The following is a 24309-nucleotide window of genomic DNA, read 5'->3' as shown; positions in this document are numbered from 1 at the left end:
TATTGTTTGAGATAAATAGAAAGGGGGAGTAGCAACATAGCCACTCTCCCCAATTATCTCGTAATAATTCCAGTTGTCATGTACAATAGCCAGTCCTTATATTTACCAACATCCAACCACGCTACATCTGTAAACTTAATTGGTGTAATAAATGGCATCCCTTTATAGGATGCATCAATAGACTCCTTTGTCACAACGTCACCAAGAGATAGTCCACTGATTACCTCTAGATCATCCCCCATTTGAATGCCAGTTTGAACAGGGACAAGTTCCATTTTTCCAGTATCATTCATTTTCCAGACATGATGGTGTTTAACAGTATCTGTATCGACAGTTATCCCATTAATAGATTCATTAACCGTAATTCTTAGATTAGCATGATACCCCGGTAAAATAGAATCTAATTCTTGCTCTTCCTTAAAACTAACTTCAAAAGGGTAAATACTTTTTGAATCAACAGTAATGTCATGTGGTGCATCCTCTATCTGCGAAATCGAACCTTGTAATGTCTGTTCCCCATTAGCTAAAGTAATCTCAACGGGTTGCCCAGATTCCACTTCAAACCTAGCAGCCTCGTCTAACTCCCCTTTGACCTGAAGTCCCATATGTTCAATGCGGATAATTGGATCATTAAGCGTGGAGGAAATCTCTTTTATTTTCCCTTCAAAAGGACTTTCAACTGTAATGGTGTCACCATTTTCTTGTAAATCATCTAATTGGTTTTCAATGGCCTGCTCTTGTTCCTTTTTCGTAGCTAATTCTTGTTCTTTTTGGATAATAAACTGTTCCTTTATCAAATCTGCTTCAACTGGTTCCTGTGGTGTTACCACTACCGTTGTATTATCTTCTTCTGCATTGCCAACAACCGGCACAGAAGGTCTCGGTATCCGATACGATACCATTTCAGATATAGCATCTTCAATCGCATCAATTTCCCCATCGATCTTTTCCAATTCATAGGACAAGATTGCCTCTGCCTCTGCATAATCGTTCACACGATATTGGAACAGAGGATCACCAACCTCTACCTTGCTACCTTCTTCTACAAGAAAACTATCAAAGCTTCCGATACTTTTGTCAAAGTAGACAAAGCTTTCACCTGAATATGTAACTACACCATCCGCTTCAATCGTTTCAAACAAATCAGTTTGATACACCTTTTCCCATGTTGGTACATAGGCTTGTCTTATCACTTTTTCTCCATCATCCAACCATACCAACAAACAATTAATCCCGATAAATAATACTAGTGCTAACCACTTCATCCGTTTTTTCCTCATAAGTTAAACCACCTATTAATCATCAGAATATCTGTAAATGCTACTACTGCTGTTAGTGTCCAAACAGCAAGATTAAATAAGATCACAGTACTCCATATCCAACCTTTTTGGATGGCAGATAACTTACTTACGAACTTAATCTGGAATGCTACAATCCATAATTGAAATAAAGAGATTGCGCCAAATAAATAAATCAAAAACGGAATATCAGTAAAGTAAGATGCAATAATCCCAAATGATAACGGTGAGACATACCAGTCTAACCCAAAATAAACAACAAACGGTATCCATAATATTCTCTCAATAAGTAAAACAAATAAAACGACAAGTTGCATAAGTAATAACTTTTTATATTGAATTTTCGTAACCCAATAAAAAATTAAAGAGGGAACAAATAAAATAAATAATACAAATGCTAGTGAATAAATGATTCGACCAATTATAAACCATAGCTTTTGCATTTCATATTCGGAAGGGGTTAATACAACCGCACCACTTGATATAGGCGAAGAACCAATCCCCAACATACCCATTCCACTGTATAGGAATGTAGAAAATAGCATGAGTAGGAGCATGACTTTCCAAGGTGTTCGGATTAGTTCAGCTTTTCCAATCCGAAAAATATGGTCATCTACTGCAAATAATAATTTGAATATGTTGATTGAGTATGTCATTATTCCACCCTTTTCTTTTTAGACTATGGGGACCTACTTTTCATTAATTTTAACGCACGTTTCAACAAATATCCATTATTTTCAATCTATTTCAAATAATATTAGTACGAACTACCTACTAAACAAAAAGCACCAGATACTAGGAAATTTGTTACACTTCCGAGTATCTGGTACCTTTAAGTATCATCATATTTAATTCGATCCTGCCCCTAGTTTTTCACCTTCCAAGGAGTCCTCGTTTCCATTTTCCTTTTTCTCTAGCATTCGCACTACTTGCCAGCCTACCGCTGCGTTAACTGCAGCCATTATTCCAAACAACAAATAATCCCCTATTGGTTCTGGAAGAATTAGGTCCATGATTAACCATCCTCCAGCCGTTGAACCACCTACTAATGCTCCTATTGTGCACTTTCTATTCACTTTCTTTGCACCACCTTTAATTGATTTAAGAAACCCTTTAGAAAAAACTCATAATAATTAAGTGAAAACCTTACACAAATGATTGCTTGATTTCTTCTTTCATATAATCGTATGCAGGTATCCTACTCGACATAACTAGAATTTCATCTAATGGTTGTCCTTATTTGTCTAATTTAGACCATATTTAATAGGAACATTCTAATTTATTTTAATGTTTTTTTATTCACTTATTTTATTGACATCCTTATTTAATTCCACTAAATTAGTATTAATAATTTAAAGTCAGTGACGAGAAAAAGTAAGAGAAGAACCCTGTTCTCCAGAGATTCGGCGTTTGGTGGAAGTCGATGGACATTCTTTTCTGAAACTCATCTCCGAGATGTAAAGCTGAAAATAGTAAGCATTGACGGATTTCCACCGTTATATGGGAACACGTATAATAGTATGAAGTATTAAGAGCCGGATTGTTTCTCTTATAATGAAACATTGGAATATGGGTGGTATAGCGAGCCCAACTCGTCCCTAATTGGGGGGCGAGTTTTTTTATGGAAAAAGACGATAAAAGGACATCATATCAACTGAGGGATGCTTGCAAGAAAACTTTTTCCTAGGAATTGATTGATACTTAACTATAAGGAGGCTCATTATTTATGAAAAATATAATAATTATCATCGGTTCGTTGATCGTTGCATTTGGTTTTAATTTCTTTCTTGTTCCCTATGGAATATTAAGTAGTGGAATAAGTGGAGTAGCTATTTTAATCGGGCTAATTACGCCATTTGATATTGGTATAATGAATCTATTGCTTAATTTACCTTTAATTATATTAGGTTACTTTAAACTTGGTAAGTTGATTACCTATAATACACTAATCTGTGTTGTATCCTTATCCTTCTTCTTATATCTATTGCCCGTAGTTCCTGTGACAGACAATATATTGTTATCAACAATTTTTGGAGGGCTTATTGGGGGAGTTGGCATTGGTATTATATTAAAGTGCTCTGGTACTTCTGGTGGATTGGATATCATCGCCATCATCCTGTCCAGAACTAGCAACGTTAGTGTTGGTCTCCTCCTTACCATCATGAATGGCATCATTGTGCTTATCTCAGGGACCGCTTTTAACTGGAATATCGCCTTATATACGCTTTTATCTATTTACTTAACCGGAATTATGATTGATAAGATTCATACCAATCATATCAAGTTAACCATGCAAATTATCACTTCAAAAGGGGATATTATCCGAAATGATTTATTGAAGTCTGTCTATCGAGGTATTACCATCACAAAAGGATACGGTGGCTATACCCAAGAGGAGAAAGATATTTTGATGATGGTAGTTACGCGATATGAACTGGGGCAAATAAAAAAGATTGTTCGCCAACGCGATGAAGCTGCCTTTATTAATATATTTGAGACAGTTGAAGTTGATGGTGTTTTCGCTAAGAACTAGATTAGTTAAAATGAGACAGGGACTAAAGTATTTTAGTGAATGGAAATCCAAATAGAACCTCTCCAGAAATACGGTACAGATTTACAGCTATTTAAATTGTTGAATCCCAACTATTTCATTTCTTATACATTAAAAAGGCTCTTCCACAAAGGGGAGGAGCCTATAAAAACATCATATTAAACATTTTGAGAAAACATACTAATGAGTAATACTTCTATCATTATCAGTTTGACAAATGAGACGTACGACTAGCGCCTTTTAGACCGTATTATTTAGGGTGTATAATCTTGTAATGTCAATAATACCTTTTTATTTTAAAGTAGCCTCTACATCTCCATCCTTTGAGTTGATAACCATCTTATTAGGAGAGTTTACAGAATTAGTAGCCTTTGTTACGTACTGGTTATCATTTACAACAATACCACCATATTTATTCTGAATATTATAGCTCATCTCTGATTCTTTATTAGCTAGTTTCAAATAAATATTGCCATAATTAGAATTGATAGTTGTTTGTCCTAAAAGCTCTCCATTTATGTTTATATCTCCATCCTCGCTTTCTATTTTAGTTCCTTTGCTTGTGAAATTACTTAAAGAGGTATCGCCATAGTGATTATTTAAAACAGTATTTGCAGCAACAATTGACTCTAAATTTGCATCACCATCATTTATTTCTACCTCTAAATGGTTTGTTTTTAAATTTGTGCTTTTAACATCACCATATTTGTTTTCTACGACTATTTTATCCGAATGAATATTATCGATTGCTACCTCACCATCATTAGAATAGACATGCAATTTGTTTACATTCAGTCCATCTAATTGTATATCGCCAAATTTACTGGCAATTGTAATATCTGTGAATTCTGCATCTGTTGGTACATATATTTTTATGACTGTTTCTTGAATGTTAAAAGAGAAATTCATTACAAATTTGAATCCAGAGTTAGTCTCCTCTTTAATGGAAAGTGTTTTGTTTTCGACTGCATGCGTAATTTTTGTACCTTCCATTCTTTCAATTTCTATTTTATATTCATCTGAAGGAATAACTTCTATATCGCCATCAGCAATATTTAGTTCAATATTCTTGAATTCTTTTAATGACAATTCTTCATGTAAACGATCGTTATTGCCCACTGCCTTTAAGCCAGTATCAGTATTGACAATAGTAAAATTTGCTCCAACAAAAAGTCCAATGGTTGCAAGTAGGATACCTACTATAATCAATCCGCCTCCAATTATGGTGATAGGCTTTCTCGATTTTTTCAATTATATTCCCTCCTAGTGTTGTTAGCAATTTTATCAAAAAGCTTCTTCAATAAATTTACTAATCCTAAGCTAGCCTTTTTGGAGAAATTTACAAATGGAGAAATTAAAACCACTCCAATCCCTAAGGCTATAAGGCCAATGCCTATAAAGAACAGAGAAGTTTGCCAATGTTGAACGATTACTGCAAAACCAGATATTATGCTATAAAGGCCAGAAATAGGCAAACCAACAATAAAGATAAGAAATGTTAAAATTGAAACACCACAAACTAGGATTAATATAAATACAACGGTGATTACAATGATGAGCAATGGAAGAGCGATTGGAGAAGCAAATATTGCCAAGATGATAAACCAAATAGCCGAGATGTTTTTTTTAGCGGTACTAGTTTTGGTTGTTATATCCTTTACAGCATAGTCTGCCAGAATCTGAGATGCAACAAAGGATGGGGAACCTAACCTAGCAATAACTGATTCTATATCCTCTTCCCCTGCTTCAGCAAAATATTCTTGATAATAATCGATTGCTTCATTTACATCCTCACGTGGCAATTTCTTAATTTTCGAACGAAGTTTTTTTAAATATTCATCTTTACTCACCATTCATACCCCCTACTAAAACAGAATCAATTTTTTTCTTATATTCCACCCAATCTTGAAGTAACTCTTCATACTTTTCTATTCCACTGGCAGTAATTCGATAATATCTGCGATTCCTCCCTTGAAATGGTTGATCATATGTTGTTAAGAAATTCTTCTTTTGTAATCTTCGAAGTACCGGGTAAAGTGTTGAATCAGAAATATCCATAATTTCACGGACCTGCTGAGTAAGTGAATATCCATAGGCATCCTCTTTCGCCAATATCGCTAAGACACATGCATCAAGTAAAGAGGAACCCAGTTGGAATGACATTCAAACACACCTCCACTCAATTTTTAATATTATACGCCGTATAATATTATTCGTTCATATTATATGGAGTATAATATACGATGTCAAGCAATTAATTGGAAACCTTTAAAACACATTTCAGGCACAAAAAAAGACCCTTTCCACATAAGTGAAAAGAGCCTTGAAGCGTAATGATATTAACGTTTTGAGAACTGTGGTGCACGACGAGCGCCTTTAAGACCGTATTTCTTACGCTCTTTCATACGAGGGTCACGAGTTAAGAACCCTGCACTCTTAAGAGCTGGACGGTAACCAGGATCTGCTTCTAGTAAAGCACGTGCGATACCATGACGGATAGCACCAGCTTGACCAGTAAATCCACCACCTTGAACGTTTACTAAAACATCATAAGTTCCTTGAGTTTCAGTTGCTTGTAGTGGTTGGTTAAGAATTAAAAGTTGTGTTTCATATGGGAAATAGTCTTTTGCTTCACGACCATTGATAGTTACATTTCCAGTACCCGGTACTAAACGTACGCGTGCAGTTGACTTTTTACGACGACCTGTGCCGTAGTATTGTACTTGTGCCAATTGATTTACCTCCTTTTATTATCCGCGAAGTTCGTAAACTTCAGGTTTTTGTGCTGCATGATTATGTTCAGCACCTCTATAAACGTGTAATTTCTTGCCCATTTTACGTCCTAAAGATCCTTTTGGAAGCATGCCCTTGATAGCAAGCTCAAGCATTTGCTCAGGATATTTTGTACGCATTTCTTCAGCATTACGTTCTTTTAATCCACCTGGATGTCCAGAGTGACGGTAGTACTTCTTGTCAGCTAGTTTGTTTCCAGTTAGTTCAATTTTTTCAGCGTTAACGATGATTACATAATCACCAGTATCAACGTGTGGTGTGTAAGTTGGCTTATGCTTTCCGCGAAGGATTGCAGCAACCTCACTTGCTAGACGGCCGAGACGCTTTCCTTCAGCATCCACAACAAGCCATTTGCGTTCGATATTGTTTTCATTCGCCATGAAAGTTGTGCGCATGATTGGTTTCCCTCCATATTTTCATTCATTCATTTTTAAAGTTTAAAATTCGTTATTCCTATATTTTCAACACAATTAGTTCCGGGGCTAATCGCGGTTTTAGAAATAAATTGCCATAGACCATAATATATCAAATTGAGCCATTTTGTCAAGGGTTTGATAGATTTATTTTATATTTATTTACGTTTCTAACTAAAAAACTAACAAGCTCATTATATACCATTGTGAGTAAAGTAAGAAATTCGTCGATATTTCCCAGGAAATGTCGTGTTTAGTCGAGTCTTTTTCCTCATTTGTAATCTACTTTCCACAAAAATAACCCATGCGCAGGAGCAGTTTTTCCGGCTAATTTACGATCCTTTGCCTCCAGAATCCTCTTAATATCTACTGGTTTTTTCTTTCCTTGTCCAACCTCTAAAAGTGTACCTACTATAATACGGACCATATTATAAAGAAACCCACTTCCTCGAAAAATAAATTCAATTTGATCACCTTCCCTATGACAGGTAGCTTCAAATAGGGTTCGAATTTTATCTCCTTTTACCGTAGACTTAGCCGAAGAAAAAGTAGTAAAGTCATGAGTTCCAATTAAATATTTACATGCTTCTTCCACTGCATTGAAGTCCAGGTCGTATCGATAGTGGAATACATAATTCCTTTGAAAAACATCTGGTTCCGCGTTATTTAAAACAAAATAACGATATTCTTTTTCACGGACATTATAGCGTGCATGAAAATCGTTTGGGACTACTTCTGAATGGCGGATATAAAGATCATTAGGGAGTAATGCATTCAGCGCCTTTTTCCAGCTACCACCTGGGATAGTAAGGTTCGTCTCAAAATGAATGGTTTGGTCCTTTGCATGTACCCCTGTATCCGTTCTACCAGAAGCATAGACTCGCACCTTTTCACCCTTATGAATCTTTTCTAGTGCATGTTCAAGTTCTCCTTGTACGGTACGCTTTTTAGGCTGGACCTGGTAGCCAAAAAAATTAGTTCCATCATAAGTGATCTTACATTTTACTTTTGGCACAGTATCCAACCCTCCTTTTATTAATAGTTTCTTGTAATGAATAATCCCGTAACAACTAGAAGGAAAACTAAAAGGACGAAAATATCAATGTTCTTTATTTTTAATTGCCTTAGCTTTGTCCTTCCTTCTCCACCTTGGTATCCTCTCGCCTCCATCGCCATTGCAAGCTCTTCTGCGCGTTTAAATGCACTAACAAATAGAGGAACTAAGAGTGGAACAATAGCCTTTATACGCTCCTTAATTGGCCCTGTACGAAAGTCTACTCCTCTTGAAGCTTGAGCTTTTGAAATTTTATCTGTTTCCTGTAACAATGTTGGGATAAAGCGTAGGGAAATTGACATCATTAAAGCCAGTTCATGTACCGGAAACTTTATTTTTTTCAAAGGATGTAACATATCTTCTATCGCATCAGTAATCTCAATTGGTGTTGTGGTAAGTGTTAATAATGATGTTATAAGAATTAATAAGAAAAAGCGCAATGATATTGCAAAACCTTGGATAAGGGCACCAGAATATATTTTAAATCCTAATAACTCGTATAAAACTGTCCCTTCTTTTGTAACAATTAAATGCAATATTAAAGTGAAAATAATCAAAAACCAAACAGGAGTCAAACCCTTTAAAATGAATCGAAAAGATATTTTAGTGATTATGACGGTTAAGACTGCAAATACTGTTAATATGCTATAGCTTAGAACATTATTAGCAAAGAACACGAAAATAACAAACAAGAAAATAATCGTTATTTTCATACGTGGGTCTAATCGATGTACCAAAGAATTTCCTGGGACATATTGTCCGATTATTATCGCATTATTCAAGTGATTCAGCCCCCTTTAAAGCTTGCCGAATCTCTTTGGCTAGTGACGGAATGGACTGTCGTTTAAAGGTAATAGCATGACCAAAACGCCCTTCAAAGGCTTTCATAAATTGAATCATTTCTGGAACGTCTAACTGTACTTGATTGAGTGCTTCCCTTTGGGTAAATACTTCTTCAGGTGTACCCTCCATATACTTTGTCCCTTTATTCATAATAATGACATGGTCTGCATATTTAACTGCATCTTCCATACTATGTGTAACTAGTACAGTAGTTAGTTTTTGTTCTTTGTGGAGACTAGAAAACATATCCATAATTTCACGCTGACCTCTAGGGTCTAAACCTGCAGTCGGTTCATCTAAAACGAGGATTTCCGGTTTAACTGCAAGTACTCCTGCTATTGCGACTCTCCTCATCTGACCACCACTTAAGTCAAATGGAGACCTGTCTAGTAACTTTTCATCAAGTCCAACAGCTGGCACTATTTCTTTTATCCTTCTTTGGATTTCCGTCTCAGAAATCCCAAAGTTTTTGGGTCCAAAAGCAATATCCTTCGCAACTGTTTCATCAAACAATTGATGCTCTGGATACTGAAAAACAACCCCAACTCTGCTTCGTAGTTCTTTTAAATTCTCCGGTTTCTTCTCAGCATTTAGTTGGTAATCTCCAATTTGAACAATGCCTTTGGTTGGTGTTATAAGGCCATTTAAATGTTGAATTAAAGTTGATTTACCTGATCCGGTATGCCCGATGACTGCGACAAATGATCCTGATGGGATATGGAAGGATAGATTTTCTAATGCTTTATGAGCAAAAGGTGAATTAGCTTGGTAGATGTAACTTACATCTTTAAATGTAATGTCCATAGTTCCTCCAATAGTTCATCATGATTTAATGGTTCATTCTCGATCAACAGATCATTCTGTTTTAATTCATCAGCTAATACCGCAACAAAAGGTACATCTAACCCAATCTTTCTTAACTCATCCTTCTTTGCAAAAATATCCCTTGGTATTGCTTCATCCCATACTTTCCCATTATTCATAACAATTACGCGCTCTGCCATCACGACTTCCTGTAAATCATGGGTAATCGTAATTAAAGAAATCTCACTTTTTTCTTGTATATCTGCAACGGTCCGCATAATTTCTTTGCGACCTCTTGGATCTAGCATTGCTGTTGCTTCGTCTAGTATTAGTACATCAGGCTTTACTGCTAGAACGCTAGCAATTGCAACACGTTGCTTTTGTCCTCCAGATAAACGGTGTGGCTCAGTTAAAAGATAATCTTCCATACGAACTGCTTTTAGTACTTCTTTAATTCTTTTCTCCATTTCTTCCCTAGGGATGCCTCGGTTTTCCATTCCAAAAGCAACATCATCCTGAACAGTTGTCCCTACAAATTGGTTATCCGGATTCTGAAACACCATGCCTACTTGCTTCCGAACATTCCATACATGCTCATCATTAACTGGCGTACCATTTATAATAATTTCTCCCTGTTGGGGATATAATAACCCATTCATTAGCTTTGCAATTGTGGATTTACCAGAACCATTATGCCCAATAATGGCAACCCACTCATCTTTATAAATTTCAAATGAAACGTTATCTAATACCCAAGGCTGCTCGTCTCCGTATCGAAATGATACATTCCTAAACTCTATAAATTTCTCACTCATGCTTACTCCTCCTCGTCTATCTAAGCCTATAGGTGGTATATGTATGTATTTTACTATTAATTTTGGTTTATGTTAAATGTCAGGTGTTGATTGTTTAGTCGATGCTAGCTGGTACTTAAGAACTCCAACCGAAGTAGTCAATTCGTCTGCATATTTACGGGGATAGCGGTTCCAATCTAGTTTCGCTTGGGCTAGAAACTACGGGATATAAGCAAGGGACACTCCGTGCGGTAAGATCACCCGCTCTACGGCCCATTGCTTATACCTTACGTTTCTGGGCAAGCCCGCGACACATTTTACTATAAAAAAAGGGCTTGGATTTCACCTCGTGGAAGAGATCAAGTCCTGCCCTTAACGCGTATGGATTGATTAAACTAATTCAATAATAGCCATTTTCGCTCCATCACCTTGGCGTTCACCTAATTTAAGAACGCGTGTGTATCCACCTTGTCTGTCTTCATAGCGCTTTGCAACATCATTAAAAAGCTTTTGAAGTACTGTATCTTCTTCGCTAGCTTCTTTATTGTATAAGAATGCCGCAGCTTGACGACGAGCATGTAGATCACCACGTTTACCTAACGTAATCATTTTCTCAACAACAGACTTAAGCTCTTTCGCTTTAGCTTCTGTTGTTTCAAGGCGCTCATGAATAATCAAATCAGAAGCTAGGTTACGAAGTAGTGCTAGTCGTTGATCTGTTGTACGTCCTAGTTTTCTAGCCATGGACTATCCCTCCCTTTCTTGAAACTCTAAAGATGTCCGTTTTTGTTAGTCGTCTTTACGTAGACCTAAGCCTAAATCAGCAAGTTTTACTTTAACTTCCTCTAAAGATTTACGACCTAAGTTACGCACTTTCATCATATCTTCTTCAGATTTATTTGAAAGCTCTTGAACTGTATTTATGCCAGCACGTTTTAAACAATTGTAAGAACGAACAGAAAGATCTAATTCCTCAATTGTCATTTCCATTACTTTTTCTTTTTGGTCTTCTTCTTTTTCGACCATTATTTCAACATTCTGTGCTTCATCTGTTAAGCCCACGAAAATATTTAAATGCTCTGATAGAATTTTTGCACCAAGAGAAATTGCTTCCTCCGGACGAATACTTCCATCTGTAGAAACATCCAATGTTAATTTATCGTAGTTTGCACTTTGACCTACACGAGTATTCTCTACTTGGTAAGTAACACGTGATACCGGTGTGAAAATGGAATCAACTGGAATAACACCAATTGGTTGATCTTCATGTTTGTTTGCTTCAGCTGGAACATAACCACGACCACGCCCGGCATTAATTTTCATACGCAAGTTACCTTTTGCATTAAGTGTTGCAATTGGAAGATCAGGATTTAATACTTCTACATCACTATCATAGGTTAGATCAGCAGCAGTAACTACTCCTTCACCTTGCACATCAATTTCTAATGTTTTTGGTTCATCTGAATAGATTTTAAGGGCTAGCTTTTTCAAATTCAAAATGATTGTTGTAACATCTTCAACTACTCCATCGATTGTTGAAAACTCATGTAATGCTCCATCAATTTGAACTGAAGTAACAGCAGCACCTGGAAGTGAGGATAGCAGAATACGACGCAAGGAGTTTCCAAGAGTTGTACCATAACCACGTTCGAGCGGTTCTACCACAAATTTCCCAAATGTAGCATCATCACTAATCTCAACCGTTTCAATCTTTGGCTTTTCTATTTCAATCATTCCATAATACCCTCCTTTAAAACGTCGAAACCCCGGTTAGACCTATACATCTAACCGAAATTCCTCAAATAGGAAGTTGGCGACTTGGGCACAACTTGTATATTTTCTCGTATTTTATTGTCTATGCGATGCTGTATAGGTAAGGCTACAAATAGCTAAGTCCTGAGAGTCTTATTTAACTACCAGCTCTACTCTTTCATATACCTTAGTCATTTTATTTATCTCTGTTTACGTCTATACGTTTAGTCATCATACCCATTATTGACAGGGTGACAAATCAATATACGTTAAAATTATACACGACGACGTTTTGGTGGACGGCAACCGTTATGAGGAACTGGAGTTACATCTTTAATAGCTGTAACTTCTAGTCCAGCTGCTTGTAACGAACGAATAGCAGCTTCACGACCAGCTCCTGGACCTTTAACTGTTACTTCTAGAGTTTTCATACCATTATCTACTGCAGTCTTAGCAGCTGTTTCAGCAGCCATTTGTGCAGCGAATGGTGTAGATTTACGAGAACCTTTGAAACCTAGTGCACCAGCAGAACTCCATCCAATAACATTACCTTGAACATCAGTAATTGTAACGATAGTGTTGTTGAAAGTTGAACGGATATGTGCTACACCAGTCTCAATATTCTTTTTCACACGACGTTTACGTGTATTTGTTTTACGAGCCATCTAATTGTTAACCTCCTTACGTTATTTTTTCTTGTTAGCGATTGTACGACGTGGGCCTTTACGAGTACGAGAGTTGTTCTTCGTATTTTGACCACGAACCGGTAAACCACGACGGTGTCTTAAACCACGATATGATCCAATTTCAATAAGACGTTTAATGTTAAGAGAAACCTCACGACGAAGATCACCTTCAGTTGTATATCCGTCAACTGCTTGACGAATGCGTCCTAACTCATCTTCTGTTAGATCACGTACACGTGTATCTTCAGAAACGCCTGCTTCTTTTAAGATGTTTTGTGCAGTATTCTTACCAATACCGTAAATATATGTTAAAGAGATTACCACACGTTTTTCACGTGGTACGTCTACTCCTCCAATACGTGCCATTAGTATCTTGCACCTCCTTCTTATCCTTGTTTTTGCTTATGTTTCGGATTTTCACAAATCACCATTACTTTGCCTTTTCGCTTAATGACTTTGCATTTTTCACAAATCGGCTTTACAGATGCTCTTACTTTCATCATCTTTACCTCCTTTTATATCGGAGCTCGCTTATTTATAACGGTACGTAATTCGTCCTCTAGTCAAGTCATACGGAGAGAGTTCTACCGTTACTTTATCACCTGGTAAAATACGGATGAAGTGCATTCGGATTTTACCAGATACGTGTGCCAAGACCGTATGGCCGTTTTCAAGCTCTACATTAAACATTGCATTAGGCAATGTTTCAGTTACGGTTCCTTCCACTTCAATTACATCATCTTTCGCCATCGTGTTGATCTCCCTTCTTTTAAATCAGTCACAATTACAAACGTATTTAGCTTTTACTTTCATTTGTGACACGACCAGTATCTAGAAGGCTGTTTTGGACTTCTGGAGACGTATAATCCATATAACAATATGATGTTTATTCTAATCTTTGGTCGATCATATTTACGTTTTCCCCATGTTACCAAGACATAACGATCATCATCAAAAATAACCGATAATGCCTTTCTTTGTCCTTGCCAAATACGACAAACAAGACCTATTCGTGGAATCGAATCAGTTTCGCTTAACAACGTTTACCTAATTGAGGGTTAATATTGTCAAACACTTGTTGTGCAAATATGAATAAAGCATAACCTCACGACTCAAACCTTTTTGAATCAAATAGAATTGTTTAAAAGCGTGGTGCCTACAGTAATAGCTTATTTTTCAATAACCGATTGAATATCTTCGAAAACTTTATTAATATCCTGGTCCCCATTAAGGGTTACAAGATATCCTTTATCATCATAAAAGTCAAGTAACGGCTTCGATTGTTCAATATTAATCGCCAAACGATTTTTAACCGTTTCTGGTTTGTCATCATCACGCTGAATTAATGCAGAACCATCTCTATCACATATACCCTCTTTTTCAGGAGGATTATACATTACATGATATGCTCTACCACATGTTGGACAGATTCTACGACCGGATAAACGCTCCACTAACTTTTCTTCTGGTACTTTCACATGTAAAACATGATCAATTTCTTGATTCAATTCGGATAAAAGCGTTTGTAAAGCCTCTGCTTGTGCTATAGTTCTTGGGAAACCATCCAACAAGAAACCTTTTTCACAATCGTCTTTACTCAAGCGCTCTTTTACAATACCAATTGTAACTTCATCCGGAACAAGTGCACCTTGATCCATAAAGCTTTTCGCTTTAATTCCAAGTTCTGTTCCTTCTTTAATGGCAGAACGGAACATATCTCCTGTTGAAATATGAGGGATTTTATATTTCTCACTGATTTTCTCTGCCTGTGTACCCTTACCGGCACCAGGAAGACCCATTAACAATAGATTCAAAACTTTCCCCTCGCTTCATTGGCTCATTACTTACTTGATAAATCCTTTGTAGTGTCGCTTCACTAACTGACCTTCTAATTGCTTCATCGTTTGAATTGCTACACCTACAACGATAAGTAAACTTGTGCCGCCGATTTGAACTGCTTGTGGAAGTCCTGCAAGTTGTCCAAAGATGATAGGTAAAACGGAAACTGCAGCTAAGAATATCGCACCTACAAATGTTAATCGATTGATAACACGAGTAAGATATGTTTCGGTATTCTTACCAGGACGAATGCCTGGGATATATCCACCTTGTTTTTGTAAGTTTTCAGCCATTTGTTCGGGGTTAACTTGAACAAATGTATAGAAATACGTAAACGCAATAATCAACGCTACATATATAAGCATACCTACAGGCGTTGTATAATCAAAAATCGTTCTGATTGTTGTAGCAAAATTACCTTCAAAGAAGCTTGCAACAGTACTTGGGGCCATAATGAATGCAATCGCAAAGATTACCGGGATAACTCCCGCAGCATTTACTTTAAGTGGCAAATGCGTTGAGTGACCTCCAACTGGAGAACGATTAACAAGTTTCTTTGCATATTGAATCGGTATCTTACGTAATGCTTGTATTACGAAGATAACACCTGCTGTAATCGCAATTGCAACTAATGCAATTAATACAACAATAATGATATTTATAAACAATTGATCTCCAGCATTTGTAAAGTACTGGACGAATAATTGGTTAACAGCATTCGGTACAGCAGCAACGATACCAGCAAAAATCAGTATCGAAATTCCATTCCCAACTCCATGAGCTGTTATTTGTTCACCTAACCACATTAAGAATGTTGTTCCTGCCGTTAGTACAAGTGCAATAATTAGGAATTTACCAGGACCAGGATCACGGATTAATAATCCGCCAGCCATTGCATTGAACCCAATTGACATAGCAATCGCCTGGACAAACGCAAGAACCACTGTTCCATAACGAGTTACTTGTGCTAACTTTTTACGGCCCATTTCACCTTGTTTTTTCCATTCGGTAAACTTCGGTACAACATCCATTTGTAGTAATTGCATAATGATTGATGCTGTAATATAAGGCATAATCCCCATTGCTAAAATGGAGAAATTCATTAATGCCCCACCGCCAAATGTATCTAGGAATCCAAATACATTATTTTGTTGGTCTAAAGATGCAAGTGCATTTTTATCTGTGAACGGCACAGGAATAAATGTGCCAAGACGGAATACAATTAACAAAGCCAATGTAAAAAGTATTTTCCGTCTAATGTCAGCCACGCGCATAAAATTGGAGAATGTACGGAACATTAGATCACCTCTGTTTTACCGCCCGCTTCTTCGATAGCTGCTTTTGCAGAAGCAGAGAACTTATGAGCTTTAACGGTATATTTGTTTTCGACGGAACCATTTCCAAGTATCTTGATACCTGATTTTTCGTTCTTTACGACACCTGATTCAATTAATAACTCAGGAGTAATTTCTGTGCCGTCTTCAAATCGATTTAATACGTCTAAGTTCACTATAGCATATTCTTTGCGGTTAATGTTTGTAAATCCACGTTTTGGTAAACGTTGGAATAATGGCATTTGTCCACCTTCAAATCCTGGGCGAACGCCACCGCCTGAACGAGCATTTTGTCCTTTGTGTCCTCTACCAGAAGTTTTTCCGTTACCAGATGATGTACCGCGACCAACACGGTTTCTTTCTTTGCGTGATCCTTCTGCTGGCTTCAATTCATGAAGTTTCATACGAGCACCTCCTCTTTACGCTTATGTTTATTAACCTTCTTTAACCGCTACTAGGTGAGATACTCTATTAACCATTCCACGAACAGCTGGAGTATCCTCAAGAACTACGGTTTGACGAATCTTTTTTAAACCAAGTGCTTCAACGGTTTTAATTTGTTTTTCTTTAGCACCGATTACACTGCGTGTGAGGGTGATTTCTAATTTTTTAGACATAATGTTTCCCTCCTTATCCTAACAGTTCTTCTACAGACTTTCCTCTTAGTTTTGCAACGTCTTCTGCGCGTTTAAGGTTGTTTAAACCATTCATTGTAGCGCGAATCATATTAATTGGTGTATTAGAACCAAGTGATTTAGTTAAAATGTCACCAACACCTGCAAGTTCTAGTACGGCACGAACCGGACCACCAGAGATAACTCCAGTACCTTCAGAAGCTGGTTTCATTAATACGTTACCAGATCCGAACACTCCGTGAATTTCGTGTGGAATTGTAGTACCAACGATAGGTACAGTAATTAAGTTTTTCTTAGCATCGTCAACTGCTTTTTTAATTGCATCCGGTACCTCTTGTGCTTTACCAGTACCAAATCCAACGTGACCGTTCTTATCTCCTACTACAACTAGTGCAGCAAAACGGAAACGACGTCCACCTTTAACTACTTTTGCAACGCGGTTAACCGCTACAACACGTTCTTCAAGATCTAATTTATTAGGATCGATTACTGTTTTCATCTATGTCCCTCCTTTTACAATTAAAATTCAAGACCTGCCTCACGAGCAGCATCTGCAAGTGCTTTTACACGTCCATGATAAAGGTAGCCTCCGCGATCAAATACAACTGATTTATGACCTTTATCTTGGGCACGTTTTGCGATCAATTCTCCAACTTTAGTTGCAGCATCAACACTGCTAGTTGAATCAACGCTTAATTCTTTATCAACAGTAGATGCGCTAACTAATGTTACGCCGTTAGTATCATCGATTAACTGTGCATAAATGTGTTTATTTGAACGATACACGTTTAGACGAGGACGTTCTGCTGTTCCAAATAGATTTTTACGAACACGATTATGTCTTCTCTTACGTGCAACATTTTTGTCAGGTTTTGTGATCATCTGGGTCACTCCTTTCTCGCCTAACTAACCTTACTTAGCAGTTTTACCTTCTTTACGACGTACATATTCATCAACGTAACGAATACCTTTACCTTTATAAGGCTCTGGTGGTCTGATAGCTCTGATGTTGGAAGCAACTGCTCCAACTTTCTCTTTATCAATACCTTTAACGATTACAGAAGTATTACTTGGTACATCGATTTCAATACCGTCAATTGGATCTATTTCAACTGGATGAGAATACCCAGCATTCACAACAACTTTATTACCTTGTTTTTGTGCACGATAACCAACACCGATGATTTGAAGTTGTTTTTCAAAGCCTTTAGAAACACCTTCTATCATGTTAGCAAGTAAGCTACGAGTTGTTCCGTGTAATGATCGATGTTCCTTTTGATCACTTGGACGTTCAACTGTTAAAACGTTATCTGCAACAACAATGTTCATATCGCTATGAAAATTTCTTGTTAGTTCGCCCTTAGGGCCTTTTACAGTTACTGTATCACCGTTAAGTTTTACTTCTACACCACTCGGAATCTCAATTGGTTTAAGTCCTATACGAGACATTCCATGCACCTCCTCATCTTTAAAAATAAATTACCATACGTATGCAAGTACTTCGCCACCAACAGCTTGAGAGCGTGCTTCTTTATCAGAAAGAACACCTTTAGAAGTTGATACGATTGCAATACCTAGACCGTTTAGTACACGAGGTACTTCATCAGCTTTTGCATATACACGTAATCCTGGCTTACTAATACGTTTAATACCTGTAATTACTTTTTCCTCATTAGCACCGTACTTAAGGAATACACGTAAGATCCCTTGCTTGTTATCTTCAATAACTTCGTAGTCACGTACAAAGCCTTCACGTTTTAAAATATCAGCAATTTCAGTTTTAATTTTAGAAGCAGGAAGTTCTAACTTTTCATGTTTTACCATGTTCGCATTACGAATACGAGTTAGCATATCTGCGATTGGATCTGTCATAACCATTACTAAATTACCTCCTTCCCTAATCGGGGTTTACCAGCTTGCTTTTTTGACACCAGGAATTTGACCTTTATAGGCAAGTTCGCGGAAACAAATACGGCAAAGTTTAAATTTACGCATTACAGAGTGCGGACGGCCACAACGTTCACAACGAGTATATTCTTGTACAGCGAATTTTTGTGGGCGTTTTTGTTTCGCAATCATAGATTTCTTAGCCACAATTTTCCCTCCTTGTATTAGCTCATGAGCTCTATTTTTGGAAAGGCATGCCTAGCTGAGCTAAAAGTTCACGTGCTTCTTCATCGGTATTAGCAGTTGTTACGATAACAATATCCATACCGCGCACCTTACTTACTTTATCGTAATTAATTTCTGGGAAAATTAATTGTTCTTTAACACCTAGCGTGTAGTTACCACGACCATCAAAAGCTTTCTTAGAGATTCCACGGAAGTCACGTACACGTGGAAGAGAAACTGATACTAGCTTTTGAAGGAATTCATACATACGCTCACCACGAAGAGTAACCTTCGCTCCAATCGGCATTCCTTCACGTAGACGGAAACCAGCGATTGATTTTTTAGCGCGTGTAATCATAGGCTTTTGACCAGAAATTAATGCTAGTTCTTCTACTGCGCTATCTAGTGCCTTAGAGTTTTGAACTGCATCACCAACACCCATGTTGATAACGATCTTTTCTAACTGAGGCACTTCCATAACAGACTTATAGTTAAATTTATTCATTAACGATGATACAACTTCATCTTGGTATTTTTGTCTTAATTGATTCACCATGTTGCCCTCCTTTCACAGCACATACTATTTATCTAATGCTTCACCGGATTTTTTAGCAATGCGGACTTTCTTTCCATCACGTACTTCATAACCAATACGAGTTGGATGGCCGGATTTCGGATCTACTGGCATCACGTTAGAAACATGAATAGGAGCTTCTTGGTTAAGAATCCCACCTTGTGGGTTTTCTTGTGAAGGCTTAGCGTGTTTTTTGATCATGTTTACACCTTCAACAAGTACACGTTCCTTTTTCGGATATGCTTCTAAGATTGTTCCAGTTTTACCACGGTCTTTGCCGGAAATAACGATAACTTTATCACCTTTTTTTACATGCATGCTTGACGCACCTCCTTACAAGGTAATTCACTTCTTATAGAACTTCTGGAGCTAGAGATACGATTTTCATGAACTGTGCATCACGTAATTCACGCGCAACTGGTCCGAAGATACGAGTACCTCTTGGACTTTTGTCGTCACGAATGATTACTGCAGCATTTTCATCAAAACGAATATACGAACCGTCTTTACGACGAACACCTGATTTAGTACGAACAATAACTGCTTTAACAACGTCACCTTTTTTGACAACGCCTCCTGGTGTTGCTTGTTTTACAGAACAAACAATTACATCACCAATGTTTGCAGTTTTACGTCCAGAACCACCAAGTACTTTAATGGTTAATAACTCACGAGCACCAGAGTTATCTGCAACTTTTAGACGAGTTTCTTGTTGAATCATACGTCTGCGACCTCCTTTCGGATATCTTCCGAACGAACTTTATTATATAATGACCGCTTCTTCAACGACTTCAACTAGACGGAAACGTTTAGTTGCTGATAGCGGACGAGTTTCCATGATGCGAACGATATCACCAGTTTTTGCTTGGTTGTTTTCATCATGAGCTTTAAACTTCTTAGAGTATTTAACACGTTTACCATATAATTTGTGGTTTTTATAAGTTTCAACTAAAACAGTAATTGTTTTGTCCATTTTATCTGAAACAACACGACCTGTATATACCTTACGATTATTACGTTCAGTCATTTTGAGGCTAACCTCCTCTCATTATCAGTTGTTTACGCTTAGTTCACGTTGACGTACAACAGTTTTCATACGTGCAAGGGTCTTTCTTACTTCACGAATACGTGCAGTGTTTTCAAGTTGACCAGTTGCAAGTTGGAAGCGTAAGTTAAATAATTCTTCTTTTAATGATTTTAGTTTTTGTTCAATTTCGGCAGTGGTTAGTTCTCTGATTTCATTAGCCTTCATTGATTTCACCACCAATTTCTTCACGTTTTACAAACTTTGTTTTGATCGGAAGTTTGTGAGAAGCAAGTCTTAGTGCTTCACGAGCAACCTCTTCAGAAACTCCAGCGATTTCGAACATAATCTTTCCTGGTTTTACTACAGCAACCCAACCCTCAGGAGCACCTTTACCGGAACCCATGCGGACTTCAAGAGGCTTCGCTGTGTAAGGCTTATCTGGGAAAATTTTAATCCATACTTTACCGCCACGTTTCATGTAACGAGTCATAGCGATACGAGCAGCTTCGATTTGACGACTTGTAATCCAAGACGCTTCAAGAGCCTGTAATCCATATTCACCGAATGTAACTTGAGTACCGCCTTTTGCTTGGCCTCTCATTTTACCACGATGTTGTCTACGATATTTAACACGTTTAGGCATTAACATACGTAAAAGCCCCCTTCCTTATTTGTTAGTTTTAGTCGGAAGGACTTCACCACGATAGATCCACACTTTAATACCAAGTTTACCATATGTTGTATCAGCTTCTGCAGTTGCATAGTCGATATCAGCACGTAGTGTGTGTAGTGGAACAGTTCCTTCACTATAGTGTTCAGCACGAGCAATATCCGCGCCACCTAGGCGTCCAGATACTTGAGTTTTAATTCCTTTTGCACCAGCACGCATTGCACGTTGAATAGCTTGCTTTTGGGCACGACGGAATGAGATACGATTTTCTAATTGACGAGCAATATTTTCAGCAACCAACTTAGCATTTACATCAACTTTTTTGATTTCAACAATGTTAATGTGAACACGTTTGCCAGTCAAAGCGTTTAATGAGTTACGTAGAGCTTCTACTTCAGAACCGCCTTTACCAATAACCATACCTGGTTTACCAGTGTGAATCGTAACGTTAACACGGTTTGCTGCACGTTCGATTTCAATGTGGGAAACAGCTGCGGTTTTTAAACGGTTTTCAAGATATTCTCTAATTTTGATATCTTCGTGTAGTAAGTCTGCATAGTCTTTGCCAGCATACCATTTAGACTCCCAGTCTTTAATGATACCTACGCGAAGACCTGTAGGATTCACTTTTTGACCCACTAACTACCCCTCCTTCTTTTCTGTTACAACCACTGTAATGTGGCTAGTGCGCTTATTAATTTTGCTTGCACGTCCTTGAGCGCGTGGACGGAAACGTTTCAATGTAACACCTTCGTTTACGAATGCTTCAGAAATAACTAGATTATCTGTATCCATTTCGTAGTTGTGTTCTGCGTTTGCGATAGCAGACTTTAACACTTTTTCTACAACTGGAGAAGCACCGCGTTGTGTGTGGCGTAGAATAGCAATTGCTTCGCCAACTTCTTTTCCTCGAATTAAATCAACGACTAATCGCACTTTACGAGGAGCAATACGAACTGATTTAGCTACGGCTTTAGATTGCATACCTTATAGCGCCTCCTCTCATTAGCGTTTTGTTTTCTTATCGTCATTTGCGTGTCCTTTGTATGAACGAGTTGGAGCAAATTCACCTAATTTATGTCCAACCATGTCTTCTGTTACATAAACAGGAACATGTTTACGTCCATCATAAACAGCGATAGTATGACCGATAAAAGTTGGGAATATAGTAGAACGACGTGACCAAGTCTTAATAACTTGCTTTTTATCAGATTCATTCAATTGATCAATCTTTTTCAATAGATGGTCATCTGCAAAAGGTCCCTTTTTTAAGCTACGACCCATGGATAAACCTCCTTTCGAAGTTCAGAGATGGATACTTTCCACCAATAGTTACGATTATTTTTTACGTTTACGCACAATATACTTATCTGTAGTTTTATTACGTTTACGTGTTTTGTAACCAAGTGTTGGTTTGCCCCATGGTGACATTGGTGATTTACGTCCGATTGGAGCACGTCCTTCACCACCACCGTGTGGGTGATCATTCGGGTTCATAACAGATCCACGTACAGTTGGGCGGATACCCTTCCAACGAGAACGTCCTGCTTTACCAACACGGATTAGTTCATGTTCTAAGTTACCTACTTGACCTACAGTAGCACGACAAGTTGATAATACTAAGCGAACTTCACCAGAAGCTAAACGCACAAGTGTGTATTTCTCTTCGCGACCAAGAATTTGAGCCTCAGCACCCGCAGAACGAGCTAGTTGGCCACCATTACCTGGTTTTAATTCGATGTTGTGTACGATTGTACCAACTGGAATATTTGCAAGTGGTAATGCGTTACCTACTTTAATATCCGCATTTTCACCTGATTCAATTTCTTGCCCTACTTGTAAACCTTTCGGTGCAAGGATATAACGCTTTTCACCGTCAGCGTAGTTGATTAATGCAATGTTAGCGGTACGGTTTGGATCGTACTCGATTGTAGCAACGCGACCTGGTATACCATCTTTATCACGTTTGAAATCAATGATACGATATTGACGCTTATGACCGCCACCTTGATGACGAACCGTTAATTTCCCTTGGTTATTACGTCCACCGCGTTTTGAAAGTGGAGCTAAAAGGGATTTTTCCGGTTTATCTGTAGTGATTTCAGCAAAATCAGATACAGACATATTACGTCTACCATTAGAGGTAGGTTTGAATTTTTTAATCGCCATCTTTTTTCCCTCCTTCTCTATGATTCTTAGCCTTCAAAGAAGTCTAGATCTTTACTGTCTTGAGAAAGCTGTACAACAGCTTTTTTGCGATTTGGGCGGAAACCACCGTAACGACCCATACGCTTAAATTTACCTTTTAGGTTCATTGTGTTTACTTTTTCTACTTTCACTCCAAAGATTTCCTCAACGGCATCTTTGATTTGAGTTCTGTTAGCTTTTGTACTAACTTCGAAAGTGTATTTCTTTTCTGCCATTAAGTCAGCAGAGTGTTCAGTGATAACAGGGCGCTTAATAATATCACGTGCATCAGTCATTATGCAAGCACCTCCCCTGCTTTTTCAGCTGCTTCCTTAGTTAAGATCAGCTTGTCATGCGATAACAAATCTAATACATTAACTTCAGTTACTGTAAGAACTTTAACACCTTGTAGGTTGTTTGCTGAACGAATAACATTTTCATCAGTTTCAGCAGTTACGATTAAAGCTTTTTCATTTACATTTAAAGCACTTAGCATTTTCACTACTTCTTTTGTCTTAGGAGCATCGAATGCAAGACTCTCTAAAACAACTAAGCTTTCTTCTTTAACTTTAGAAGATAAAGCAGATTTAAGTGCTAAACGACGAACTTTTTTAGGTAGCTTATAGCTATAGCTACGTGGTGTAGGTCCGAACACAACTCCACCGCCTACCCATTGTGGTGAGCGAATAGATCCTTGACGCGCGCGGCCTGTACCTTTTTGACGCCATGGCTTACGACCTCCGCCACGAACTTCAGAACGGTTTTTAACAGCGTGAGTACCTTGACGCATTGATGCACGTTGCATAACTACCGCTTCGTGTAATACATGTGTGTTTGGTTCAATACCGAATACGGATTCGTTTAATTCGAATTCGCCAGCTTGTGAACCATCTTGTTTAAATAGTGCTACTTTAGGCATGACATATCCTCCCTTCGTTTATAT

The 24309-nt window shown here is 37.7% G+C and carries 40 protein-coding genes and 1 other annotated feature; of the genes, 1 reads left to right on the top strand and 39 read right to left on the bottom strand.

Features of this window, described 5'->3' with window-relative positions; translation table 11 throughout:
- Positions 1–53 precede the first annotated feature (53 nt).
- The 3 genes from TY11_RS09440 to TY11_RS09430 all read right to left on the bottom strand — a co-directional run bounded on the left by TY11_RS09440 (position 54) and on the right by TY11_RS09430 (position 2374).
- Entirely contained in the window at positions 54–1280 is a 1227-nt protein-coding gene (locus tag TY11_RS09440; RefSeq protein ID WP_042145462.1) for an efflux RND transporter periplasmic adaptor subunit, read from the bottom strand.
- Positions 1277–1954, bottom strand: coding sequence for a hypothetical protein (locus tag TY11_RS09435; protein WP_042145459.1), 678 nt, complete (start codon positions 1952–1954; stop codon positions 1277–1279). Before TY11_RS09435 ends, TY11_RS09440 begins: the two co-directional genes overlap by 4 nt.
- A 192-nt stretch (positions 1955–2146) precedes the next feature.
- Positions 2147–2374 carry a hypothetical protein gene (locus TY11_RS09430; RefSeq protein WP_042145457.1) on the bottom strand — a complete coding sequence of 76 codons (228 nt, stop codon included), beginning with the start codon at positions 2372–2374 and terminating at the stop codon, positions 2147–2149.
- 276 nt (positions 2375–2650) lie between these two features.
- Positions 2651–2901: a binding site (T-box leader), on the top strand.
- Positions 2902–3024: 123 nt separating this feature from the next.
- On the opposite strand from TY11_RS09430, the gene TY11_RS09425 reads away from it, so the two are divergent.
- Positions 3025–3831, top strand: coding sequence for a YitT family protein (locus TY11_RS09425; RefSeq protein WP_042145455.1), 807 nt, complete (start codon positions 3025–3027; stop codon positions 3829–3831).
- A 309-nt stretch (positions 3832–4140) separates the two neighbouring features.
- Here the strand turns inward: TY11_RS09425 and TY11_RS09420 are convergent, their stop codons facing one another.
- From TY11_RS09420 to rplD, 36 genes are all read right to left on the bottom strand, one after another.
- Positions 4141–5100: a DUF4097 family beta strand repeat-containing protein gene (locus TY11_RS09420; RefSeq protein ID WP_042145453.1), complete on the bottom strand. Its 960-nt coding sequence runs from the start codon at positions 5098–5100 to the stop codon at positions 4141–4143.
- Complete coding sequence (locus TY11_RS09415) at positions 5097–5699, bottom strand: DUF1700 domain-containing protein (RefSeq protein WP_042145486.1); 603 nt, start codon at positions 5697–5699, stop codon at positions 5097–5099. Before TY11_RS09415 ends, TY11_RS09420 begins: the two co-directional genes overlap by 4 nt.
- Complete coding sequence (locus TY11_RS09410; protein WP_042145451.1) at positions 5692–6012, bottom strand: PadR family transcriptional regulator; 321 nt, start codon at positions 6010–6012, stop codon at positions 5692–5694. Before TY11_RS09410 ends, TY11_RS09415 begins: the two co-directional genes overlap by 8 nt.
- Positions 6013–6188: 176 nt before the next feature.
- Entirely contained in the window at positions 6189–6581 is a 393-nt protein-coding gene (gene rpsI, locus TY11_RS09405; RefSeq protein ID WP_042145449.1) for a 30S ribosomal protein S9, read from the bottom strand.
- Between the two features lie 18 nt (positions 6582–6599).
- Positions 6600–7037, bottom strand: a complete 438-nt coding sequence (gene rplM / locus TY11_RS09400; RefSeq protein WP_042145448.1) for a 50S ribosomal protein L13 — start codon at positions 7035–7037, stop codon at positions 6600–6602.
- A 289-nt stretch (positions 7038–7326) separates the two neighbouring features.
- Complete coding sequence (truA, locus tag TY11_RS09395) at positions 7327–8070, bottom strand: tRNA pseudouridine(38-40) synthase TruA (RefSeq protein ID WP_042145447.1); 744 nt, start codon at positions 8068–8070, stop codon at positions 7327–7329.
- 20 nt (positions 8071–8090) lie between these two features.
- Positions 8091–8891, bottom strand: coding sequence for an energy-coupling factor transporter transmembrane component T family protein (locus TY11_RS09390; RefSeq protein ID WP_042145446.1), 801 nt, complete (start codon positions 8889–8891; stop codon positions 8091–8093).
- The gene (locus TY11_RS09385; protein ID WP_042145444.1) at positions 8884–9756 is read right to left on the bottom strand and encodes an energy-coupling factor ABC transporter ATP-binding protein; all 873 of its coding nucleotides are present in this window, start codon (positions 9754–9756) and stop codon (positions 8884–8886) included. Before TY11_RS09385 ends, TY11_RS09390 begins: the two co-directional genes overlap by 8 nt.
- Positions 9732–10571, bottom strand: coding sequence for an energy-coupling factor ABC transporter ATP-binding protein (locus TY11_RS09380; protein ID WP_042145442.1), 840 nt, complete (start codon positions 10569–10571; stop codon positions 9732–9734). Before TY11_RS09380 ends, TY11_RS09385 begins: the two co-directional genes overlap by 25 nt.
- A 369-nt stretch (positions 10572–10940) precedes the next feature.
- Positions 10941–11294, bottom strand: coding sequence for a 50S ribosomal protein L17 (rplQ, locus tag TY11_RS09375; protein ID WP_042145440.1), 354 nt, complete (start codon positions 11292–11294; stop codon positions 10941–10943).
- A gap of 45 nt (positions 11295–11339) precedes the next feature.
- Positions 11340–12284 (bottom strand): DNA-directed RNA polymerase subunit alpha, encoded by a 945-nt coding sequence (locus TY11_RS09370; RefSeq protein WP_042145437.1) that lies wholly within the window; start codon positions 12282–12284, stop codon positions 11340–11342.
- A 293-nt stretch (positions 12285–12577) separates the two neighbouring features.
- On the bottom strand, positions 12578–12967 hold the full coding sequence (gene rpsK / locus TY11_RS09365) for a 30S ribosomal protein S11 (RefSeq protein WP_042145435.1): 390 nt from the start codon (positions 12965–12967) through the stop codon (positions 12578–12580).
- Between the two features lie 21 nt (positions 12968–12988).
- Complete coding sequence (rpsM, locus tag TY11_RS09360) at positions 12989–13354, bottom strand: 30S ribosomal protein S13 (protein ID WP_042145433.1); 366 nt, start codon at positions 13352–13354, stop codon at positions 12989–12991.
- Positions 13355–13374: 20 nt separating this feature from the next.
- Positions 13375–13488: a 50S ribosomal protein L36 gene (gene rpmJ, locus TY11_RS09355; protein ID WP_010095733.1), complete on the bottom strand. Its 114-nt coding sequence runs from the start codon at positions 13486–13488 to the stop codon at positions 13375–13377.
- 31 nt (positions 13489–13519) lie between these two features.
- Positions 13520–13738: a translation initiation factor IF-1 gene (infA, locus tag TY11_RS09350; RefSeq protein ID WP_010095735.1), complete on the bottom strand. Its 219-nt coding sequence runs from the start codon at positions 13736–13738 to the stop codon at positions 13520–13522.
- Between the two features lie 419 nt (positions 13739–14157).
- Complete coding sequence (locus tag TY11_RS09345) at positions 14158–14802, bottom strand: adenylate kinase (RefSeq protein WP_042145427.1); 645 nt, start codon at positions 14800–14802, stop codon at positions 14158–14160.
- 30 nt (positions 14803–14832) lie between these two features.
- Entirely contained in the window at positions 14833–16125 is a 1293-nt protein-coding gene (secY, locus tag TY11_RS09340) for a preprotein translocase subunit SecY (RefSeq protein ID WP_042145424.1), read from the bottom strand.
- Complete coding sequence (gene rplO, locus TY11_RS09335) at positions 16125–16565, bottom strand: 50S ribosomal protein L15 (RefSeq protein ID WP_042145421.1); 441 nt, start codon at positions 16563–16565, stop codon at positions 16125–16127. Before rplO ends, secY begins: the two co-directional genes overlap by 1 nt.
- A 30-nt stretch (positions 16566–16595) precedes the next feature.
- Positions 16596–16778: a 50S ribosomal protein L30 gene (gene rpmD / locus TY11_RS09330; RefSeq protein ID WP_042145419.1), complete on the bottom strand. Its 183-nt coding sequence runs from the start codon at positions 16776–16778 to the stop codon at positions 16596–16598.
- Between the two features lie 13 nt (positions 16779–16791).
- Entirely contained in the window at positions 16792–17295 is a 504-nt protein-coding gene (gene rpsE / locus TY11_RS09325; RefSeq protein ID WP_042145417.1) for a 30S ribosomal protein S5, read from the bottom strand.
- A gap of 20 nt (positions 17296–17315) precedes the next feature.
- Entirely contained in the window at positions 17316–17678 is a 363-nt protein-coding gene (gene rplR / locus TY11_RS09320; protein ID WP_042145415.1) for a 50S ribosomal protein L18, read from the bottom strand.
- Between the two features lie 30 nt (positions 17679–17708).
- Positions 17709–18245, bottom strand: coding sequence for a 50S ribosomal protein L6 (gene rplF / locus TY11_RS09315; protein WP_042145414.1), 537 nt, complete (start codon positions 18243–18245; stop codon positions 17709–17711).
- Between the two features lie 30 nt (positions 18246–18275).
- Positions 18276–18674 carry a 30S ribosomal protein S8 gene (gene rpsH, locus TY11_RS09310; protein WP_042145412.1) on the bottom strand — a complete coding sequence of 133 codons (399 nt, stop codon included), beginning with the start codon at positions 18672–18674 and terminating at the stop codon, positions 18276–18278.
- Between the two features lie 30 nt (positions 18675–18704).
- Entirely contained in the window at positions 18705–18890 is a 186-nt protein-coding gene (locus tag TY11_RS09305; protein ID WP_026907486.1) for a type Z 30S ribosomal protein S14, read from the bottom strand.
- Between the two features lie 31 nt (positions 18891–18921).
- On the bottom strand, positions 18922–19461 hold the full coding sequence (rplE, locus tag TY11_RS09300; protein WP_081755887.1) for a 50S ribosomal protein L5: 540 nt from the start codon (positions 19459–19461) through the stop codon (positions 18922–18924).
- 27 nt (positions 19462–19488) lie between these two features.
- The gene (rplX, locus tag TY11_RS09295) at positions 19489–19800 is read right to left on the bottom strand and encodes a 50S ribosomal protein L24 (RefSeq protein WP_042145409.1); all 312 of its coding nucleotides are present in this window, start codon (positions 19798–19800) and stop codon (positions 19489–19491) included.
- Between the two features lie 34 nt (positions 19801–19834).
- Positions 19835–20203, bottom strand: coding sequence for a 50S ribosomal protein L14 (gene rplN, locus TY11_RS09290; RefSeq protein WP_010095756.1), 369 nt, complete (start codon positions 20201–20203; stop codon positions 19835–19837).
- Positions 20204–20245: 42 nt separating this feature from the next.
- Positions 20246–20509, bottom strand: coding sequence for a 30S ribosomal protein S17 (rpsQ, locus tag TY11_RS09285; protein WP_042145406.1), 264 nt, complete (start codon positions 20507–20509; stop codon positions 20246–20248).
- Positions 20510–20533: 24 nt separating this feature from the next.
- Positions 20534–20734, bottom strand: a complete 201-nt coding sequence (gene rpmC, locus TY11_RS09280) for a 50S ribosomal protein L29 (RefSeq protein WP_042145403.1) — start codon at positions 20732–20734, stop codon at positions 20534–20536.
- Positions 20724–21158 carry a 50S ribosomal protein L16 gene (gene rplP / locus TY11_RS09275; RefSeq protein ID WP_042145401.1) on the bottom strand — a complete coding sequence of 145 codons (435 nt, stop codon included), beginning with the start codon at positions 21156–21158 and terminating at the stop codon, positions 20724–20726. The genes rpmC and rplP overlap by 11 nt, the downstream gene beginning before the upstream one ends.
- A gap of 18 nt (positions 21159–21176) precedes the next feature.
- Positions 21177–21818 (bottom strand): 30S ribosomal protein S3, encoded by a 642-nt coding sequence (gene rpsC / locus TY11_RS09270; protein ID WP_026907480.1) that lies wholly within the window; start codon positions 21816–21818, stop codon positions 21177–21179.
- Between the two features lie 3 nt (positions 21819–21821).
- Positions 21822–22163 carry a 50S ribosomal protein L22 gene (gene rplV / locus TY11_RS09265; RefSeq protein ID WP_042145399.1) on the bottom strand — a complete coding sequence of 114 codons (342 nt, stop codon included), beginning with the start codon at positions 22161–22163 and terminating at the stop codon, positions 21822–21824.
- Between the two features lie 21 nt (positions 22164–22184).
- Positions 22185–22463 carry a 30S ribosomal protein S19 gene (gene rpsS, locus TY11_RS09260; protein WP_026907478.1) on the bottom strand — a complete coding sequence of 93 codons (279 nt, stop codon included), beginning with the start codon at positions 22461–22463 and terminating at the stop codon, positions 22185–22187.
- A 54-nt stretch (positions 22464–22517) separates the two neighbouring features.
- The gene (gene rplB / locus TY11_RS09255; protein ID WP_042145397.1) at positions 22518–23348 is read right to left on the bottom strand and encodes a 50S ribosomal protein L2; all 831 of its coding nucleotides are present in this window, start codon (positions 23346–23348) and stop codon (positions 22518–22520) included.
- Positions 23349–23374: 26 nt separating this feature from the next.
- Positions 23375–23662 (bottom strand): 50S ribosomal protein L23, encoded by a 288-nt coding sequence (gene rplW, locus TY11_RS09250; RefSeq protein ID WP_042145395.1) that lies wholly within the window; start codon positions 23660–23662, stop codon positions 23375–23377.
- Positions 23662–24285 carry a 50S ribosomal protein L4 gene (gene rplD / locus TY11_RS09245; RefSeq protein WP_042145393.1) on the bottom strand — a complete coding sequence of 208 codons (624 nt, stop codon included), beginning with the start codon at positions 24283–24285 and terminating at the stop codon, positions 23662–23664. Before rplD ends, rplW begins: the two co-directional genes overlap by 1 nt.
- Positions 24286–24309 lie beyond the last annotated feature (24 nt).

This window comes from Paucisalibacillus algeriensis (assembly GCF_000577245.1).
Lineage (GTDB): Bacteria > Bacillota > Bacilli > Bacillales > Amphibacillaceae > Ornithinibacillus.
The sequence above is the reverse complement of the archived record's forward strand: the minus strand, read 5'-3'. Positions and strand labels throughout refer to the sequence as shown.

What these genes read in the sequence shown, in the direction of transcription:
- rplN (WP_010095756.1), bottom strand. Translation starts at nt 20,203, where the DNA reads ATGATTCAACAAGAAACTCGTCTAAAAGTTGCAGATAACTCTGGTGCT.
- rpsH (WP_042145412.1), bottom strand. Translation starts at nt 18,674, where the DNA reads ATGGTTATGACAGATCCAATCGCAGATATGCTAACTCGTATTCGTAAT.
- TY11_RS09440 (WP_042145462.1), bottom strand. Translation starts at nt 1,280, where the DNA reads ATGAGGAAAAAACGGATGAAGTGGTTAGCACTAGTATTATTTATCGGG.
- rplF (WP_042145414.1), bottom strand. Translation starts at nt 18,245, where the DNA reads ATGTCTCGTATAGGACTTAAACCAATTGAGATTCCGAGTGGTGTAGAA.
- secY (WP_042145424.1), bottom strand. Translation starts at nt 16,125, where the DNA reads ATGTTCCGTACATTCTCCAATTTTATGCGCGTGGCTGACATTAGACGG.
- TY11_RS09370 (WP_042145437.1), bottom strand. Translation starts at nt 12,284, where the DNA reads ATGATTGAAATAGAAAAGCCAAAGATTGAAACGGTTGAGATTAGTGAT.
- TY11_RS09410 (WP_042145451.1), bottom strand. Translation starts at nt 6,012, where the DNA reads ATGTCATTCCAACTGGGTTCCTCTTTACTTGATGCATGTGTCTTAGCG.
- rplR (WP_042145415.1), bottom strand. Translation starts at nt 17,678, where the DNA reads ATGATCACAAAACCTGACAAAAATGTTGCACGTAAGAGAAGACATAAT.
- rplQ (WP_042145440.1), bottom strand. Translation starts at nt 11,294, where the DNA reads ATGGCTAGAAAACTAGGACGTACAACAGATCAACGACTAGCACTACTT.
- rpsS (WP_026907478.1), bottom strand. Translation starts at nt 22,463, where the DNA reads ATGGGTCGTAGCTTAAAAAAGGGACCTTTTGCAGATGACCATCTATTG.
- rplM (WP_042145448.1), bottom strand. Translation starts at nt 7,037, where the DNA reads ATGCGCACAACTTTCATGGCGAATGAAAACAATATCGAACGCAAATGG.
- rpmD (WP_042145419.1), bottom strand. Translation starts at nt 16,778, where the DNA reads ATGTCTAAAAAATTAGAAATCACCCTCACACGCAGTGTAATCGGTGCT.
- rpsM (WP_042145433.1), bottom strand. Translation starts at nt 13,354, where the DNA reads ATGGCACGTATTGGAGGAGTAGACGTACCACGTGAAAAACGTGTGGTA.
- TY11_RS09380 (WP_042145442.1), bottom strand. Translation starts at nt 10,571, where the DNA reads ATGAGTGAGAAATTTATAGAGTTTAGGAATGTATCATTTCGATACGGA.
- rplX (WP_042145409.1), bottom strand. Translation starts at nt 19,800, where the DNA reads ATGCATGTAAAAAAAGGTGATAAAGTTATCGTTATTTCCGGCAAAGAC.
- rplW (WP_042145395.1), bottom strand. Translation starts at nt 23,662, where the DNA reads ATGACTGATGCACGTGATATTATTAAGCGCCCTGTTATCACTGAACAC.
- rpsQ (WP_042145406.1), bottom strand. Translation starts at nt 20,509, where the DNA reads ATGACTGAACGTAATAATCGTAAGGTATATACAGGTCGTGTTGTTTCA.
- rpsE (WP_042145417.1), bottom strand. Translation starts at nt 17,295, where the DNA reads ATGAAAACAGTAATCGATCCTAATAAATTAGATCTTGAAGAACGTGTT.
- rpsK (WP_042145435.1), bottom strand. Translation starts at nt 12,967, where the DNA reads ATGGCTCGTAAAACAAATACACGTAAACGTCGTGTGAAAAAGAATATT.
- rplV (WP_042145399.1), bottom strand. Translation starts at nt 22,163, where the DNA reads ATGCAATCTAAAGCCGTAGCTAAATCAGTTCGTATTGCTCCTCGTAAA.
- rpmJ (WP_010095733.1), bottom strand. Translation starts at nt 13,488, where the DNA reads ATGAAAGTAAGAGCATCTGTAAAGCCGATTTGTGAAAAATGCAAAGTC.
- rplB (WP_042145397.1), bottom strand. Translation starts at nt 23,348, where the DNA reads ATGGCGATTAAAAAATTCAAACCTACCTCTAATGGTAGACGTAATATG.
- TY11_RS09435 (WP_042145459.1), bottom strand. Translation starts at nt 1,954, where the DNA reads ATGACATACTCAATCAACATATTCAAATTATTATTTGCAGTAGATGAC.
- rplO (WP_042145421.1), bottom strand. Translation starts at nt 16,565, where the DNA reads ATGAAACTTCATGAATTGAAGCCAGCAGAAGGATCACGCAAAGAAAGA.
- rplP (WP_042145401.1), bottom strand. Translation starts at nt 21,158, where the DNA reads ATGTTAATGCCTAAACGTGTTAAATATCGTAGACAACATCGTGGTAAA.
- infA (WP_010095735.1), bottom strand. Translation starts at nt 13,738, where the DNA reads ATGGCGAAAGATGATGTAATTGAAGTGGAAGGAACCGTAACTGAAACA.
- TY11_RS09385 (WP_042145444.1), bottom strand. Translation starts at nt 9,756, where the DNA reads ATGGACATTACATTTAAAGATGTAAGTTACATCTACCAAGCTAATTCA.
- rpmC (WP_042145403.1), bottom strand. Translation starts at nt 20,734, where the DNA reads ATGAAGGCTAATGAAATCAGAGAACTAACCACTGCCGAAATTGAACAA.
- TY11_RS09425 (WP_042145455.1), top strand. Translation starts at nt 3,025, where the DNA reads ATGAAAAATATAATAATTATCATCGGTTCGTTGATCGTTGCATTTGGT.
- rplD (WP_042145393.1), bottom strand. Translation starts at nt 24,285, where the DNA reads ATGCCTAAAGTAGCACTATTTAAACAAGATGGTTCACAAGCTGGCGAA.